Origin of the sequence: Pengzhenrongella phosphoraccumulans (assembly GCF_045689905.1) — a bacterium.
Lineage (GTDB): Bacteria > Actinomycetota > Actinomycetes > Actinomycetales > Cellulomonadaceae > Pengzhenrongella > Pengzhenrongella phosphoraccumulans.
In genome coordinates, this window is sequence record NZ_CP144210.1 from 3,600,270 (window position 1) to 3,616,197 (window position 15,928).

At 65.6% G+C, this 15,928-nt stretch carries 14 protein-coding genes; 9 read left to right on the forward strand and 5 right to left on the reverse strand.

The window, feature by feature from the left end; genetic code table 11:
- Positions 1-27: 27 nt before the first annotated feature.
- Positions 28-1,452, reverse strand: coding sequence for an SIR2 family protein (locus VTA80_RS16685; protein WP_407342207.1), 1,425 nt, complete (start codon positions 1,450-1,452; stop codon positions 28-30).
- Positions 1,453-2,319: 867 nt separating this feature from the next.
- Between VTA80_RS16685 and VTA80_RS16690 the strand changes: the two genes are divergently transcribed.
- From VTA80_RS16690 to VTA80_RS16700, 3 genes are read left to right on the forward strand one after another with little or no spacing between them, the layout of a single operon-like run.
- Positions 2,320-3,189, forward strand: coding sequence for a hypothetical protein (locus tag VTA80_RS16690; protein ID WP_407342208.1), 870 nt, complete (start codon positions 2,320-2,322; stop codon positions 3,187-3,189).
- On the forward strand, positions 3,186-3,482 hold the full coding sequence (locus VTA80_RS16695; RefSeq protein WP_407342209.1) for a DUF4258 domain-containing protein: 297 nt from the start codon (positions 3,186-3,188) through the stop codon (positions 3,480-3,482). Before VTA80_RS16690 ends, VTA80_RS16695 begins: the two co-directional genes overlap by 4 nt.
- A complete protein-coding gene (locus VTA80_RS16700) occupies positions 3,479-4,438 on the forward strand; it encodes a DUF3883 domain-containing protein (protein ID WP_407342210.1) in 960 nt (319 codons plus the stop codon). The genes VTA80_RS16695 and VTA80_RS16700 overlap by 4 nt, the downstream gene beginning before the upstream one ends.
- A 293-nt stretch (positions 4,439-4,731) precedes the next feature.
- Here VTA80_RS16700 and VTA80_RS16705 read toward each other — a convergent pair whose 3' ends face one another.
- On the reverse strand, positions 4,732-5,043 hold the full coding sequence (locus VTA80_RS16705; protein WP_407342211.1) for a hypothetical protein: 312 nt from the start codon (positions 5,041-5,043) through the stop codon (positions 4,732-4,734).
- A gap of 392 nt (positions 5,044-5,435) precedes the next feature.
- On the opposite strand from VTA80_RS16705, the gene VTA80_RS16710 reads away from it, so the two are divergent.
- The 3 genes from VTA80_RS16710 (at position 5,436) to VTA80_RS16720 (ending at position 8,730) form a co-directional block, all read left to right on the forward strand.
- Positions 5,436-6,050 carry a recombinase family protein gene (locus VTA80_RS16710; RefSeq protein WP_407342212.1) on the forward strand — a complete coding sequence of 205 codons (615 nt, stop codon included), beginning with the start codon at positions 5,436-5,438 and terminating at the stop codon, positions 6,048-6,050.
- A gap of 224 nt (positions 6,051-6,274) precedes the next feature.
- Positions 6,275-6,979 (forward strand): hypothetical protein, encoded by a 705-nt coding sequence (locus tag VTA80_RS16715; protein ID WP_407342213.1) that lies wholly within the window; start codon positions 6,275-6,277, stop codon positions 6,977-6,979.
- A 920-nt stretch (positions 6,980-7,899) separates the two neighbouring features.
- Positions 7,900-8,730, forward strand: a complete 831-nt coding sequence (locus VTA80_RS16720) for an ANTAR domain-containing protein (protein WP_407342214.1) — start codon at positions 7,900-7,902, stop codon at positions 8,728-8,730.
- Between the two features lie 178 nt (positions 8,731-8,908).
- On the opposite strand, the gene VTA80_RS16725 is transcribed toward VTA80_RS16720, so the two are convergent.
- The 3 genes from VTA80_RS16725 to VTA80_RS16735 all read right to left on the reverse strand — a co-directional run bounded on the left by VTA80_RS16725 (position 8,909) and on the right by VTA80_RS16735 (position 12,184).
- The gene (locus VTA80_RS16725; protein ID WP_407342215.1) at positions 8,909-10,294 is read right to left on the reverse strand and encodes a diguanylate cyclase domain-containing protein; all 1,386 of its coding nucleotides are present in this window, start codon (positions 10,292-10,294) and stop codon (positions 8,909-8,911) included.
- 140 nt (positions 10,295-10,434) lie between these two features.
- Positions 10,435-11,967, reverse strand: coding sequence for a PQQ-binding-like beta-propeller repeat protein (locus VTA80_RS16730; protein WP_407342216.1), 1,533 nt, complete (start codon positions 11,965-11,967; stop codon positions 10,435-10,437).
- A 91-nt stretch (positions 11,968-12,058) separates the two neighbouring features.
- Positions 12,059-12,184 (reverse strand): hypothetical protein, encoded by a 126-nt coding sequence (locus VTA80_RS16735; RefSeq protein WP_407342217.1) that lies wholly within the window; start codon positions 12,182-12,184, stop codon positions 12,059-12,061.
- Between the two features lie 283 nt (positions 12,185-12,467).
- On the opposite strand from VTA80_RS16735, the gene VTA80_RS16740 reads away from it, so the two are divergent.
- The 3 genes from VTA80_RS16740 (at position 12,468) to VTA80_RS16750 (ending at position 15,850) form a co-directional block, all read left to right on the forward strand.
- Positions 12,468-13,418: an alpha/beta hydrolase gene (locus VTA80_RS16740; RefSeq protein WP_407342218.1), complete on the forward strand. Its 951-nt coding sequence runs from the start codon at positions 12,468-12,470 to the stop codon at positions 13,416-13,418.
- Positions 13,419-14,630: 1,212 nt separating this feature from the next.
- On the forward strand, positions 14,631-15,335 hold the full coding sequence (locus VTA80_RS16745; protein ID WP_407342219.1) for an adenylate/guanylate cyclase domain-containing protein: 705 nt from the start codon (positions 14,631-14,633) through the stop codon (positions 15,333-15,335).
- Complete coding sequence (locus tag VTA80_RS16750; RefSeq protein ID WP_407342220.1) at positions 15,332-15,850, forward strand: Pycsar system effector family protein; 519 nt, start codon at positions 15,332-15,334, stop codon at positions 15,848-15,850. The genes VTA80_RS16745 and VTA80_RS16750 overlap by 4 nt, the downstream gene beginning before the upstream one ends.
- Positions 15,851-15,928: the final 78 nt, after the last annotated feature.

A 15,928-nucleotide genomic window follows, 5' to 3' on the forward strand; every position in this document is an offset into this window, starting at 1 on the left:
CGACAGAACCAGTTTCTGGGCAATGCCCTACGCCATGAACAGTCCCAGGGCGACCAGCCGGGCCGCTGCGGAGATCGCGGCTGTGCGGTCAGCGGCGAGTTGGTTGAACAGGTCGACCGGCACCGGTTGCTGGCCGATGGCGTGGTTCGACAGGTCGGAACGCATTTCGGTCCAGACCTGTTCGGCGGCACCGCCGGAAACCGCGAGAGGGACGACGCTCATCCCGGTGGCACGGGCTCGCCTGACCTCGTCCAGGGTGCCGCGTCCGCCACCGAGGACGAGGATGCACCGCACCGAGTCGAAGGCGCGGTCACGCAACTGGGACGGTTCGGTCTCTGCGAGGCGAATCTCACCGAGACGTTTGCTCGGTGGGGTGAGGTCACGCTCGTCGTCCCGGCGCCGCAGCAGCACGAAACGGGCCGGGTCGTAGGCGTCGAGGGTCTGGAGATAGGAGTAGCCGACGCGAGCCCCGACGTCGCCAGCGGCCAGGAGCCCGGGTACGTCCGCGGCGGCGAGGGCTGCGCCCATGGCGGTGGCGAGCTCGTCGAGGTCGTCGGGTGTCGCCACGGTCGGATAGGTCCCCGTGGTCCATGTCGGTTGGTCAGGGGAGCGGGCTGATCCGGAGACGAGCAACCGCATCGGGAGGGTGCGAGCAACCAGTCGCCGTAGTACCGAGGTGATCTCGTCGTAGTCGGGAATTTCCACGACCATGACACCTGCGCGCTCGAGGTCGCGCGTCCTGGCCGCAAAGTGTCCGTCATCGTCATCAGGGCGCTTCATCAAGGCGTAGTGCGGCATCAAGGGACCGTCGGTGATCGCGCGGCGGATCATTTTGAAGATCTCCCCGAAGTTGGGGTCGTCGAAGGAGAAGCCCAGGAACAGGAAACTTGAAGTGAGAAACTGCGCCTGAAGCAGGCGCCAAAGCCGCGGGTGTGTCGCCTCGGCGTAGCGCTCGTAGTCGTTCCGGGTGATGACCAGTTGGTCCCGACCCCCGACCGGTGCGGTCGCTCCGTAGGGAATCGACCCGTGCATCTTGTACAGTCGCCGGTCGCCAGCGCGCCGCAAGACCAATGCCTCGTCGTGCTCGACGACGTCTAGGGCGGCCGAGTCGACGGTCTCAATCATCGCGTCGTAGTTCGTGGTCCAGAAGTCGCTGATCGGCAGTTTCACCATCAGGCGGTGATTTTGCATCGGCATCGGCTCGACCGATGCGATCCGCCTCACGACCTCATCGATCAGGATCGCCGCTCCGTCGGGGGCATTCTCGACGTATTGAGCCCATAACGGGAAGTCGTCCAACTTTGGGACACCGACCTGCACCGCCGCGCCGTCAACCAGGTCCTCCCACAGCGGGAAACCGGCGCCGCGCGACAAGCCCGCGCCGACCAGCAGGCTCGCTTGCCGCGCGTCGATGGCGGTGCCGAACGCCCGCACCAATTCGTCCGGCGTCATGACCCCACGCTAGCGGTACGAGGGGCGCGAATTGCGCTGCGCCTCGTCGCGCAAGAGCCCAAGCGTCCTACCCAAGGCACTTCAGGGACACGTGGGTCTGCTGCATGATTGGGTGACTATTCGGACGCGAGGTCGCTCTACCCCGGCAGGATCCTGCATTCTCCCTTTCGAACTTTGGCGGGCGAGGGTTACCCCGCCAGGTTTCGCCGCTCCTGAGCGTGAGTCTGCACGTTGCCCATGTTGGTTATCGTGGTCTGGCCGTCGATGGAGCCGAAGATGCCGTAAGGCCCGGAGTTGAGCGACCGCCGCGCGGCTCCGCCGGGGCGGCACCGCTTGCCACCAACTCTGAGATCCTCGACCGACTTGCACCACGGACTCCCTTGGCACGAACCGGGATGCGAAGCGTAAGCAGCAGATATTGGGGCATCGGGACGAGTACGCGAACCTCGTGGCACCCGTAGCGGTCCTCCCGCCGTCGCCGGTGGGCACCGCAACGAAGCTGATAAGCGACTTTTAGCAGCTGAGTATGGATAAGTTCCAGAGGACTTATCGGCGCCGAGTTAACTAAGCCTGCCCGGCGGAGGGTAACTCTTATGGTGCTAACTCCGTGGATCGCTGACTATTTTGCGGATCCTAAGGGGTTGGATCGGGCTAATTTTAGTGTTCGGCGCGGAACCTGTTAATTCTCAGCCCGCATCAGGGGGTGAAGTTTCACCCACCTGGCGGCCGCTCGAGATCGCGAATCTGCGAGCCCACAGTCGCATCGTTCAGCGAACGTGCAGGTCAGGGGCTTGCACGACTTCAGCGTTGACTGCCTTAAGTATTTCGTTCGAGCTATTCGATAGTGGCTTCTAGGATTTGCGTTAATTGGAGCGACCGCGCCTTGCAGAATGCCAGGTCGAGTGCCACGGTGGTGCTTCCACCCGCTTCCATCAAACCTTGAGGACCATCATCATGAAGCGTTTTCCTTTCCCGACGTCCGGGCCCGCCTTTCCGTGCGAAGACGCGTCGTCGCGACGACCGATGCTGGTCTTCGGCCGGCGGGGCGATCCGGTCCGAGGCCGCTGGACCGCGGAAGAGTTGGCGACCCAGTCCCGTCGGAGCGATACGACGTACCTCAACCGCTACATCAGCGTGTTCATCCCGTACACGGAGGACATGCCCGAGACCGAGCAGCTGAGCGCGTTCCGGGCGCTGTTGGCATGGAGCACGCTGTCGGGGTCACCGGCGGAAGTCACGACCATCTGCGTGCCCGGATGGCTCGACTACCAGCGCCCACGCACCCAGGACCTGATCCTTCTGGCCACCGAGTCCAGAATTGACGCAACGTCCCGCCCGGACGACGAGACCGGTCGGCGTCCGATCGAGCAGAACAACTGGCCCCTCGACGTCGTCTACCCCGCACCTGGAAAGCCCGGGCAGCTGACGAAAGTCGTGCGCTCAGGTCGGGTCGCACAGGACCGGGCCGCGCTGAGCGCGCTCCTCGGTACGAGCACGGACCTGACGGAACTCAATAGCGCCTTCGCTACAGCACTTCCCGTGGGCCCGGCCCCGGTACGGGACTTTGCGGCCGGCGTCGAAGTGACCCAGCGACTACGGGGCGAAGGCACGACGGATGCAGATATCCGCCGATACCTGGAGACCTTCGGGTTCAAGAACTCCTTCGGCCACCTCGGACGATGGCGGAACTTGCCCGAGACCCGCCTGGGCACGTCGAAGGTTGAGGCCGCACGATGAGCGAGATCGGGGACCTGCGTTCGACACTCGGATGGCGCCTGTGTGATCACGCCCGGGACAGCGCTCGCAAGCGTGGCGTCACGGTCCGTGAGGTGCTCGAGGCAATTCAGAGTCCGGACCTCGTGGAGGCAGCCTTCAGCTGGGGCCCGGGTCGCTACACCTACAAACACCGCGACCTCGAGGTGGTGGTCGTGCCCGCGACCAAGTGGGTCATCACGATCTTGTGGAACAACCCTGCGAGGTGGACGGATGAAGAGTTCCGAGCGGCCCGACTGGAGGCATCCGCCGCTTGATCGACGACGGCGGCGACACTCACGGCGCCGCCGACGTCGTCAAGGCTCAGCACGGTGAGTTTCACGACGCAGGGGTCTTCGACACGGTGAAGTCGGGCGACTTAGACACGGCGCTCGAGTGCCTTCTCGATGCTCGCCGAGTCCACCCCGCGCCGTGGTTCACTGCGCGCATGCCTCGGACTCTCGCAGATGTTCTCCTTGACGCGCTCGCGGACGCCGACCGCCGGGGGATTCGGAGCCCGACCCTCGACCGGCTGAGCGACGACGACGTACACATGCTCGTCGCGCAGACGCTGGCGTTCCTGCGGACCCGCCCGTCCATCGAGTCGTCGATCCCGGGTTGGCGGCAGGTGGGGAGTTTCGAGGCCGGGGTGAACCGTTGGTGGAGCCAGCAGATCGACTCGCCGATCTCGACTGACACCGGGGCGCGGTTGCGCAAGTTGCGCGCGCAGACGTACGACTACCTCGACGACGAGCTCCGCCTGATCTCGAAGGCACCGGGTCAAAATGCACCGATCCACTTGTCGCCGGCCGGCAAGGTCCTTTCCCGGGACGAGATTGACGACGCCCCACGGGAGGTCTTCATCGGACCGGGCGGCGCCGGCTTCGGTGACGCGGCGACGAACCAGGTCGTCGAACTCGCCGCCATGCGCAAGGTGATCGAGCACTTTGAGGGCTGGGAGCACGACGACGTGAGCATGCAGAAGGTTGGCTGGGACATCACGTTCACGTGTGGCCTCGACGAGCGTCACGTCGAGGTGAAGGGCGTCTCCGGACGTCGCCCGTCGGTACTGCTTACCCGCAACGAGGTGGACAAGGCTGCCGGCGACCCGCTCTGGTCCCTCGTAGTGGTGACGCAGGCGCTCGTTGCACCAGTCGTGCACGAGTTCGACCGGAACGCCGTCGTCGATGCCGCGGCCCCAATTGTGTACCGGGCCGATCTCGACCGGATCTGACTTGATCTGACTTGACCTGACTGCGCCGCCAATCGAGGGCTTGAGGTTCTTGGCCGGGTCGCGGATGCCGGGAGATGGTCCGCCCCTGTTGGACGTCAGCCGGGAGCCGAGAATTGCGGGACTTGCTGAGCCGTCGGATCGGATTCCGTCGCTGCGCGGCGTGGTCGGGCTGCGGAGACCTAGGCCCGTCATCTCCCGCCTCTCGAGGGCGGTCCCGGCCAACCCGAGTTCTCGAGGCTTCTCATCGTCACCCGAACCTGCCCAACCCTGGGACTCGATCGGTACTCAGTGCGCTACTTCGCGGGCGCGGCCGGGTACTCGACGCCGTAGTGCCCAGCAATCAGCGCGGTCGTCTCGCAGTTCCACCATTGGCGGCGTTCGAGCGCCTCAGAGTTGGCATCGTTGTCGTCGCAGACGCCGTCGCCTGACCCGCAGTCGCGGTGCAACTCCAAGAGCTTCCGCGCGAGCGGGTCGTCTATCCCGTTGAGGCGACGCGCGGCCTCCAACCACTGCGACGGGGTGGCGGGAGTGGTGTCCTCGACCTCGTACACGACGTCCATGTGCGCGGACTCGCTCGCAGCCTCGTCGTATTCATATCGCGTCACGCGCACGACGCTACGCCACCAACACCGGGAAGCCGGCGGTCGCGCACACGCAGCCGAAGCCAGGTTCACGGCGTCGATCGGGCGGACAACGTGAGGCTCGAACTGCGGCGTAGAGCCCGCACCGCGCGTTAGCACGCGACAACCGGTAGATAGCGCAGCGCACGCTCTGGATCACTGTCGAGCCAGCGCGGCGCGGGCCTTTCGCGTCCGACCGGACTCGTCGGGCACCACACTGCGTGGAACCTCAGTTGTCAGCCATTCCATAACTCGGTGCGTGACCGTTCACGAGTCATAGAATTCTTGACGGGTTACGTGACACACCGGTCCGTTCGGTGGCGCCCAACGAGTGCTGTCACGTATTCGGCCGTATAAGTGACAGGAGGGTGGCGGCGATGCTCGTCGGCTACATGCGCGTCTCGAAAGCCGACGGAAGCCAGACCACGGACCCGCAGCGAGATGCCCTCCTTGAGGCAGGGCTTGACCACAGACACCTCTACGAAGACAAGTCATCCGGTCGACGCGATGAGCGACCCGGACTGGCTGCATGCTTGAAATCGCTCCGCGACGGGGACACGCTCGTCGTGTGGAAGTTGGACCGACTTGGCCGTGACCTCCACCACCTGGTCAACACCGTGCATGACCTCACGGCCCGCGGCATCGGACTGAAGGTACTCACCGGTCAGGGCGCGGCGATCGACACGACCACCGCAGCGGGCAAGCTCGTCTTCGGGATCTTCGCCGCCCTTGCTGAGTTCGAGCGTGAGCTGATCTCCGAGCGCACGATTGCGGGCTTGGCCTCAGCGCGCGCCCGAGGGCGAAGCGGGGGCCGGCCGTTCACGATGACGCCGGCGAAGGTGCGGCTGGCGATGGCCTCGATGGGGAAGCCCGAGACGAAGGTCAGCGAGCTGTGCGAAGAGCTCGGGATATCCAGGCAGACTCTGTACCGGCACGTCTCGCCGACCGGCGAGCCAAGGCCTGACGGCGTTCGTGTCCTCACCCGAAAGTAGTGGGGACGACCGGGCGCCTTGGCTGACCGGCGAGGACCTCGTGCGAGTGAACGGGGGAGTACGCCCCTCCGATCTTGGTTGGCGCGGTCTGGGGTCGACAGCCTTCATCTCGACGCTCGCTAACCTCGTGTTCTCGCCGGTACCGGCGCTACTTCACTGCGACACGCCTACCTGGGTAATGGCAAGTACGCGAGAGTGCGCCCTCCTCCCAGTAACCTCCAGCTATGTCGACCAAGCCTCACCGGCGCCGCGATCAGGCGGACGACGAATTTCTCGTCCAAGAAGACCTACCTGCCGGCTGGCGTCTGGCCGGCCCGTTCCCCGGCGAGCGACTCGACGACGCTAGTGGCGAGATCGATGCCGTGCTCGGCTACGACGACCAGACCGTCACGGGGGAGGAGCAGCAGGCACTGCTCGAATCCGAGCAGAACGAGACGGTGGACGGCCGTTGGCGCTACATCGAGCACACCAAGACCGCGACCCGGGTGTACCTCCGTCTTCAGCGCCAGACGTCCTCGGTCCCCGAGGAGATTCGCATCACCGGAGTCGTCTACCTGCCCTGGCGGCACGGTGAACCGATCACCAGCCAGCTTCTGCGAGAACTACCGACGGCCCGCATCGAAGCGGCGATCAACAAGCGGCTGTTCGTCGTCGAGCGCACGATCACCGGCGGCAAGATCGAACTGCCGAGCGGGCGCAAGGTTGCCGAGCGCGACCTGCTCAAGCCACTCAGCGACCCGAAACAGACCCCCGACTTCTACGAGCTTGTCGCGCTCCAGCACGGCCGGCTCACCGCGAGCGGGGACGCCAACCCCTCCGCGACCATGGCCGAGCTCAGTGGCGTCGCGCTCAGCACCGCTCAAGGCTGGGTCGCGAAAGCCCGCACCCGCGGACTCCTGCCACCCGGACGCCGAGGACGCGCCGGATAACGAACGGGGACGGCGCAGGTAGCGAACTATGCATAGTCGCGCCTACGGCACATAGCGCCAACTATCTGGTGGGTGGCGATTCGTGCAGCCTGCCCGGTCGGATACCTGCACTGCGTCGTGCGTGCCCGATCGAGTGTGCGCGTCCCAAAGTGATGAGGTGGGCCTCTCGAGGCGCGTAGCGTGACGGGGCCGGTGGCGCCACACGGCCCCCCGCTGGGGTGCCGCCGGGCACATGTCGAATGCCCCTGGCCTCGTCGTTGAGGTCAAGGGCATTCGCCGTGTCGGCGGGGGCAACGTGCGCTCGGATTACGAAGCCCCTGCTCACCGCAAGTGGGGACGCCGCCTACGCAGACCGTTGGGCACTGTCGCCAGAGTCCGCGTCCCGTCGCAACCGGGTGTGCTTGCACCGTACGCCTTGTTGGTGCGACGAAACCGATTGCGGCGTCGCCGATCGGTCTGGCGCTCGTGCTCGACATGATCGGGTCGGGCGCCAATGTCGCCATCGCTTGCGAGTAGCCCACAATCTGGGGTCTTCGCTGGATTGCGCGGTCCACTCAACGTTCAGAGCCCGGGGTCGGCCCGGGGCTCATCCGTCGGGTTGCCCAGTGGCCCGGACGCACGACGCGAAGGTCCGTCCTGTCGCCGCTCCGCGAACAGGCTCGCATCAGTTGTCGCAGGTCGGTCGTTGTCGGCACGGGGCGTTGTTGCACTGCGCCGTTCGGGTGGCGCTCAACGGGCGCTCGATGCCCCCTCGTGGTGCGATTCCGTGGACCGCGCGGGGTCGGGTCAAGACGTCCCGACCTTGGGTTGGGCAAACGTGCAACCATTCAAAGTGTCGTCGGCTCTTGGTGTCAGCAGCCCTGCGTGGCGCGGCGTCGGTGGCCCATCGGGCGCAACTCGCCCCGGGGAGAGGCTGCACCATGACGGAATCCAGTGTGTCGCGTGCCGCCACGCGCGCGCTGGACGCCCACCTGGTGCTGGTCGCATTGTTGTTCGAGTCCGCGAGCGTCGAGGGCTACCTGGAGGAGTTTGCCAGGAACGCTGCAGGCAGCATCGGGCTCGGGATCCAGTGCAACGTGACCTTGCGCGATCAGGGTCATGACTGGCGTGCAGCCAGCAGTGATGCCCGCACCGCACGGTGCGGTGATGTGGCGCTCGCTGCGGGCTCGGGTCCGGGCCTCACTGCCCTCGATGAGCGTCATTCGGTCAGCTGGTCGCAGATCGGCAGTTCCGATCGGTGGTCGCGGTGGAGGGACTGCGCGGTATTGGAGGGCTTCAACTCCGTGTTGGTAGTCGCGGCCGACGCTGGAGTTGGGTCGTCTATCGCGCTGACCGTGTATTCGGAATCTCGCGATCCGTGGAGTGAGGAGGTCACGAGCAGGGCGGGGATGTTCGCTCAGCAGATCGCCCAGGTGATTTCTTTGTGTCTGCAGATTGCCGGGCTGGTCCGCCAGATCGACGACCGGGACACCATCAACACCGACCTCGCCGCCGCGATGGCGTCTCGGTCGACCATCGACATGGCGATCGGAGTGATCATGGCGCAGAACCGTTGCTCGGCGAAGGAGAGTTTCGCGATACTCCAGCGAGCCTCGTCCAACCGCAACATCAAGCTACGAGACGTTGCGGCCGACATCATGGGCAGCTGGTCCGACGGGGAGCCGAAGAGTGGCCCGTTTCACCCGCGCACCGCTCATGCGGGAACCGCCGCTGACGCCGTTCAGCTACCTGGCGAGGCTGGCGCGACGTAGCGCGGCGCGCGGCAGACCAGTCACGACGCGGCGCGTTTCACCCGCGCGCCGCTCAGGGGGAACCGCCGCGGATTGTGTCCATCTGCCCGGCGAGGCCGACAGTGTGCGAGGTCACCTCGATTCGGGCGACGGGCGTGCGTCGCCACGGTGGAGCCGGGTCGGGTCACGGACCCCATAGTCACGGGTTGGTGACCTCGGGCGGCCGGCGGATCTGTTGGCGAACACGCAGGAGGGTGGCATCTGCGCGAGCCACGAGAGCGTCGGCACTCTCGCCCGGGCGCAGGTCCGCCAGCCCGGCCGTCACCGAGGCGTGTTCGGGTCCAAGGGCCAGGGCGACGTTCGCCAGGGCCAAGCGTTTTGCGACGTCCTCGATGGTCACCCCCACCAGAGCGCACACAAACTCATCACCCCCGTAACGGAAGATCAGATCGTAGGAGCGCATCTGGGCGGCCAGTGCCTTCGCGACCGCGAGCAGGGTCTTGTCCCCGGCGTCGTGACCGCGTGAGTCGTTGATGTCCTTGAGGTGGTCGACATCGACGAAGGCCAGCACGAGCGGCGCGCCGGACCGCCGGGCCCGGTCGACCTCATGGTCTAGCTCGACGAATCCTGCGCCGCGCAGGTACACCCCGGTGAGGCCGTCCACCGAGGAGTACTCCCGTTCTCGTGCGGAGGCACCTCGATCATCGAGCGCGGCGACGCGATCGTGTTCGGCGTGCCCACGCTCGTCGGCCGACGCACCCCGGTCGGCGGACGCCGTGCTGCGATCGGCGTCGGCGTGCCCACGCTCGTCGGCCGACGCACCCCGGTCGGCGGACGCCGTGCTGCGATCGGCGTCGGCCTGGGCGCGCTCGTCGGCCGACGCACCCCGGTCGGCCGAGGCAGTGCTGCGATCGTGTTCGGCCTGGGCGCGTTCGGCGGCGCCGGCGTGACGATCTTGGGAGGCCCGCTTGCGATCTGAGGCCGCTTCCCGCCGAGCCCCCACGGACGCGTCGACGGCCGTTTCGATGGGGGTGTGCCCCTGGATCTGGTGGTGGGCGCGGACCTCATCTCGTCGCTGGCTGGCCACGTCGCGCTTTCCTGCGGCGAGGTCGCGCCGGTCTCCGGCCGCGTCGCGCCGGTCTCCGGCGTGGTCGCGTTCGCCGGCTTCTTCGTCGCGGCGGTCGGACTCGAGATCCCGACGCTGTGCGGACCGATCTCGGTGACCGGCCGCCTCATCTCGCGTGCCAGCGATCAGATCGCGGTGCCCCGCTGCGTCGTCGCGCGCCTGAGCGTCATCGTCGCGCTCGTCAGCGACCGAGGGCCGCTGATCGGCCCTTGCGATGGCCAGGCGCCCCAGGGCGGCGCCCGCACCGACGCTCAGGACAGCGATAACAACACGAAGCCAACCAGAGCTCACAGCACTGCCAAGCACAGCGATGACGACGGTGACCACAAGCCCAACCACGACCCACACCTGACGGGTGGATCGCGGTCGAAGCACCATCGTCCGTCCCTTCTGGGAACTGGAACAAGTCGAACGTATCCTACCCATGCCGCAACAGATACGCACAAGCCGTCGCAGCATCGAGCAGGCTCGCTCATCGCGGTCCCAGACCGAGCACCTACACGCTGTCGACCAGATGACTCCCGTGGCCGACGTGGCCGTCCTCGGTGCGACCGAAGCAGCCGGCTCGTCCTGCACGCCGTACGGCTCGTCGTGGCTACTCAGCCCAGCCCTAGGAGGGTCTGCTCGAACCAACCGATGAGCTTGCCGTCGAGCTCGGAGAGCCAGGTTCCTCGGGGCAACGTGCTCGACCAGAGCTCGCGGCCGTCAGCGAGTCCGTAGGCGGTGACCTCGAGGGATCGGGACGGGTCGGCGCCTGCGAACAGGACCACCCGGCCGTCGGTGAAGAGCGAGGTCGCCATGGGTTGGTACCTGGCGGCGGCGACGCTCGCCTCGTCGAGCGGCATCGACCAGAGCGTCTCGCCCGTGCGTCCGTCGATGGACACCAGGCGGTCGGTCTCGACCCGGATGATCCGGCCCTCGATGACCATCGCGCCCGACGTGCTCGGGCTCGGGACGGTCCACAGGGGCCGGCCCGAGGCGATGCTGATAGCGATCAGGTCGTGGCCAGAGGGTGATTGCGCGAGGAGGAGGTCGTCGAGCGAGCCGTCGTCGGGCACGGCGTCGAACGGGTGGGCGTCCACCCGGAACTGCGAGTTGGTCGCAAGGTCAAAGAGCGTGGTGTAGCCCGAGCCGGACGCGCCGCCCGGTTCCGTGAGCAGCCGGCCGCGGCGCAGCGTGCCGTAACCGTCGCCGTACCCGGCAGCGTCGCTGACCCTGGGTGAGCGCAGTACCGAACCATCTCCGGCGAGCACCCAGCTCAACCTGGCGCCACCGGAGGTGCTCATCGACCACGACTCGACCTGGACGAGGTCGCCCGCCGCGGTCGCCCAGGCCGCACGGTGCCCGAACTCGTCAACACCGAGCGGTTCCGGGGTCGTGAACGTCCACCGGGGCGGCGCGTCCCAGGTGCTCTGGCGGCTCACCTGGAATCGACCGTCGGACCTGACCTGGCCGATCACGAGGTCCGACTCGGCAAAGAACGGCGTGCTGCTCGGGTCGGTCGGCCCGTCCGCGAGGACGGTGCCATCGGACGCGTCCAGCACGAGCAGGCGGGCTTTGCTCGGGAAGCTCGCCCCGACGACTGTGCCCACCATCACCTCCTCGATCTCGTCGACGACGACGCAGACGACGACGGTGGCCGGGCGCGAGGACGGCGCCGCACACTGCGCGCCGAAGTTGGCGGCGCCGTCCGGCCACAAGGCGGCCTCCCAGGCGATGTCGCCCGACGTCATCGCCAAGCCGACCACGGCGCCACGCCCGTCAGCCCGATCGAGCTCCGCGATCACCAGGTCTGCGGTGGACCCCACCACCTGGTACTGGCCTTCGTCCGCGTACCACTTCTGCGTGACCGAAGCACCTAGCGGGGCCAGGACTCCAGGCACGTCCGCCAGTGCCGCAATCCTGTGACGCTCCCGGCCGTCTGCCACGACGGACGTGGTGAGCAGGACGATCACCAGGACGGCAGCGACCGGCCACCAGCGCCGCGACAGCCGCAGCCAAGTGAGCCGCCGCTCGTCCGGGGGGTCGAGGGGACCCGAAACGCTGGCCCCGGTCGACAGGCCGTCCGGTGTGGCGTCGGGTCCGCCGCCCTCAAGCAGAACGTCGACCATGCCCCGCCGGGTGGACCCCATTTTCGGACCCTACTCGTGTGGGAACGTGGCAGCTGCCCTTTCCCGAGAGGCTGAGGTCGCCCCCCTTTGCCGAGGGCTGACGGGCCCCGTCCTACGGCGTCACGTGCCCGATCACCAACTCCGCGATCAGCGTGTCGCCATCGCAAAGCGGCAACTGAGCCGACGACGCCACCGGGAAAGTCACCCCGCAGGCGGCGGACGCGGCCGCGATCGTCACTGAACGACAGGCTAGCGGCGATGGTCGATTGTGGCCCCGTGCAGACGGCGAGTGGGTCGCCTCGCACCTGAGTTCCGTCCCAGCGCCAGTCGCCCCCCGCTTCCTTCCTGCACCGCGCCCACCCCTTCTCCACGTTGGCCGCTGTCTGCGCAGGATGCGTCGCCGGTTCCGCGCGCACCCGCACGGGCCAGTCGGTTTGCACCCGTGATCGATACGCACCTACGCTACCGTAAGTTACGCAAGCGTAGGTAGAGAATTATGGGTCAGAGGGGCTGGTCGCCAGGTGTTTCTGGACACGCAGGTTGGAACTCATCTCGCTAGGACCTTTCTGCATCCGCCGCGCCAGCCACATCACCGAACGCCGGAGAACTTCGGCCTTGATTCCTCGGTGACGGTTCTCACGTGCCCCGACGGAACGGCCATCCATACCTGGCTCGTCCTCGCCCAATTGGCCGACGCGACTGACGCCACTGCTGACGGCGGACCGATTCCGCTCGCCGAGGCATCCGCCCGGGGAACGGTGATCCTCGGGCATGGCATCGGGCTCACCAAATCGGCGAGTCTGCGGCAGGCCAGGCTCGTGCACGATCTCGGTTTCAACGCCCTTCTGTTCGACCACCGGAACCACGGGAAGTCGGGGGAGTACAAGCATTTCGACCATCTTGCCGCCGCGTACTCGCAGGACGTCGAAACCTGCGTGGACTACGCCCGCGGGTTGTGGCCGCATCTGCCCGTGATCGCCTGGGGCTTCTCGTTCTCCACGTTCATCACGATGTATTCCCTGCGCCTGCCCGCCCATCGCTCCGACGGCGTCATCTTCGACAGCGGACCCGGGCTGGACTTCGACCGCATGTTCGTGCGATTCCCGCCCACAGGATTCAACCTCAGGGGTGCAGCCGCCAAGCTCGCCGGCCGGCCCGGGGCGGCGGACACTTTCGCCCGCACCACGATCGACATGTTGGGGGCGACCTGGCCCGTCGACCCCAGTTCCACGCCGGCAGGGCAGACCCCCATGTTGTTCCTCCACGGCCGCGACGATCCCTATATCCACCTCGACGACGAGGAGAACCTGGCCGGTCTCTACCCTGAGGCCCTCCTGGCCCAGGTCGGAGGCGGTCATCTCGACGCGATCAAGAAGGATCCGGACGGGTACGCCGCCGCGGTTCGCGCGTTCCTCGCCGATGTGGCGCCGATTCGCAGGATCCGTGTCACGGCTGCAGCGACGAGTGCCTAGAGGTCGCGAGCGAGCTGTCGGCCGCACGCCCTGGCTCGATCTTCTTCCCCCTCCAGGAGAGGACCGGTGAGCCCGACCACGTGGAAACTCTCGCCGAGGCGCACGTCGCGGAATCCGTGCATGCGCAATGCCCGGACGGCCGTCTGGGCCGCAGGTAGCGCGCGGGCCGAGTGGACCCAGCACTTCGCGCCAACTATGGAGCGTTCCCTGGACTGCGTCCGGTCGAGAGCCTGGGGGCTCGCGACAAGGTGCCGTAAGGGTCAAATTCGTATTAAGCGTCTGAAACTGTGCGCGATTAAGCAATGAAATCCGGTCGAATGGGCGCTAGATCCGGAGCCATGCCTCTCTGAATCGACACATTCTGACGCTGGTGAAGGACTAAGGTTTGATTCTCGGGCCACGACCTCTACCGCGCATCGCCGATGCCCTTGGCTTCCGAGATTCATCATCATTCTCTGTTAGTTGGGGCCTGATTCATGATCGCCTTCGCGGTTCTTCTGGCTTGGATGGTTGCCGCAATCTTCTGTGGTCTCGGTATGGCGGCCGGTGTCGCAAAGGTTCTCTCATACGTCAAGAGAAGCGAGTTTCAGTTCGAAATGGACCGTCTGACTGACGGCAAAAGGGGAGTTGTTTGGATGGTTGTGGCGGGCACCTTGCTGGTCGCTGCGCTTGTATCTGTTTCGGTTATCAATGAGGAGCACGATCGGCAGTGGTGGGGGCGTAGCACCCTGCCAACTGGAGTCGTCGGCGATACGGGACGATACAGCTCGCAGTGGGAAGCGCAGGATGCCGCGTGCGCTCTATTCCGACATAACTTTCAAATGGAATCAGATGGCAGAGATGGAAGGAAGAGCGAACCAGGATCCTGTGCTAGTGGCGGTTGATCCTGGATCAATCGTCGAAGAGTGCGCATGGAGGCGAATCAAGACGCGTGGCGTCACCTGCGCGTCACCGCGTTCGACGGTTCATCCCTCGGTCGGATCAGCGTCGGACTCCCCGACTGTGTGGCGCAGGAGGACACGTTTTTGACGGAGACCCGTGATTGGCCGGAAAATTGCGTAGGGCCTGCGGCGCCGCCTTTCGGAGGTGATAAGTCCAGGTGATTGATGGCGTGTTTGGGTCCGCTCAAGGGTGGGGTGCCTCACGTCCAAGTGGCGTGTCGGTGCTGGGAGGTAGCGTCTGTTTTGCTGCTAGACGCTTCTAAGGGGAGACATGACTGACGACTTCAATACCAAGTTGACGAGCATCCTCTACGCCGACTGGAACATAGAGGACGCCAGGGTTGTACCTACGACGGAAGACGTGGTTCAGCGCGACGGGGCGAAGAGACTTGATGCGACCTATCTCTACGCCGACATGGCCGACTCCACTCTGCTCGTCAAGAGGTTGCCTCCCGATCTGGCGGCACGAATCATGCGGTCCTACCTGAGAATCGCGGTCGACTGTATCCGTGCCAAGGGCGGCGAGATCCGTAGTTTCGACGGCGACCGGGTCATGGGCATCTTCATCGGGGACCGGCGGCGAAATAGCGCTGTCGAAGCAGGTCTTGGTATCTCGTGGGTCGTCGAGCAAGAACTCAACCCGATGCTCGCGATCAAGCTATGGGACTCCGCTGATCCAAAATGGCGAGTGAGTCATCGAAGTGGAATCGACGATGGACAGACGTTTATCGTGCGTGGTGGAGCGCGCGACAACAGCGACCTCGTGTCCGTCGGTAATGCCGCGAATATCGCTGCGAAGCTGAGTGGTATCCGCGGTGAGGGAGGGACAATGACGATAACGAGCCGCGTGCATGGATTCTTGCTGAAGCATAACGAGTTCAGTAATGATCGGTCTATGTGGATTGAGCGGGACGACAAGTGGGTCGGGCCTCACTTTGTCACCACCTACAACTGCGGTTGGATGAGGAAGCCGTGAGATCCAAGCGGGTGCCGAAACTGGCTTCCACTAGTGACTCGAAGGCTGTCGAAAATGCCTGGCAGATCCACGATGCCCAGATGGACTGGACGGGCAAGGTAGATACGAAGGCGGCGTTTGCCCTGACGTTCCAAACTGCGATCCTCGCCGTGGCTGTCAGCTTGCTCCCAGACATGGACACGCGCCTTGAGTACGCATTGAACGGGCTTAGTATTTTGCTCGTGTCTGCTGGCGCAGTCTTCGCGGCATCAGTCGTCGCGCCTGCATTAAGAATGAAGCACGTTGCGGCAGAGGCGGCTTCGAACTTTATCTATTTCGGCCACGCTCGTGCGTGGGAACCGGACGCCTTAGCAGATGAGTTGCGTCGGACAGACCTCACGGATCAAGTAGCTCGACAAGTCGTGGTGATGGCCAAAATCGTATGGGGGAAGCATCGCCGCGTGGCCTGGTCCATCTGGCTGGCTGTCGTAGGTGGTGGGCTGCTCCTCGCGTCTGCTGTGGTCTCGAGAATTTGATTGTCCGCGCGCCATCGCGAACTTGCTCGAGCGGTTTGTCCGAAGATGGGACCGTGGAAGCTTCCCGGGGCCGGCGAG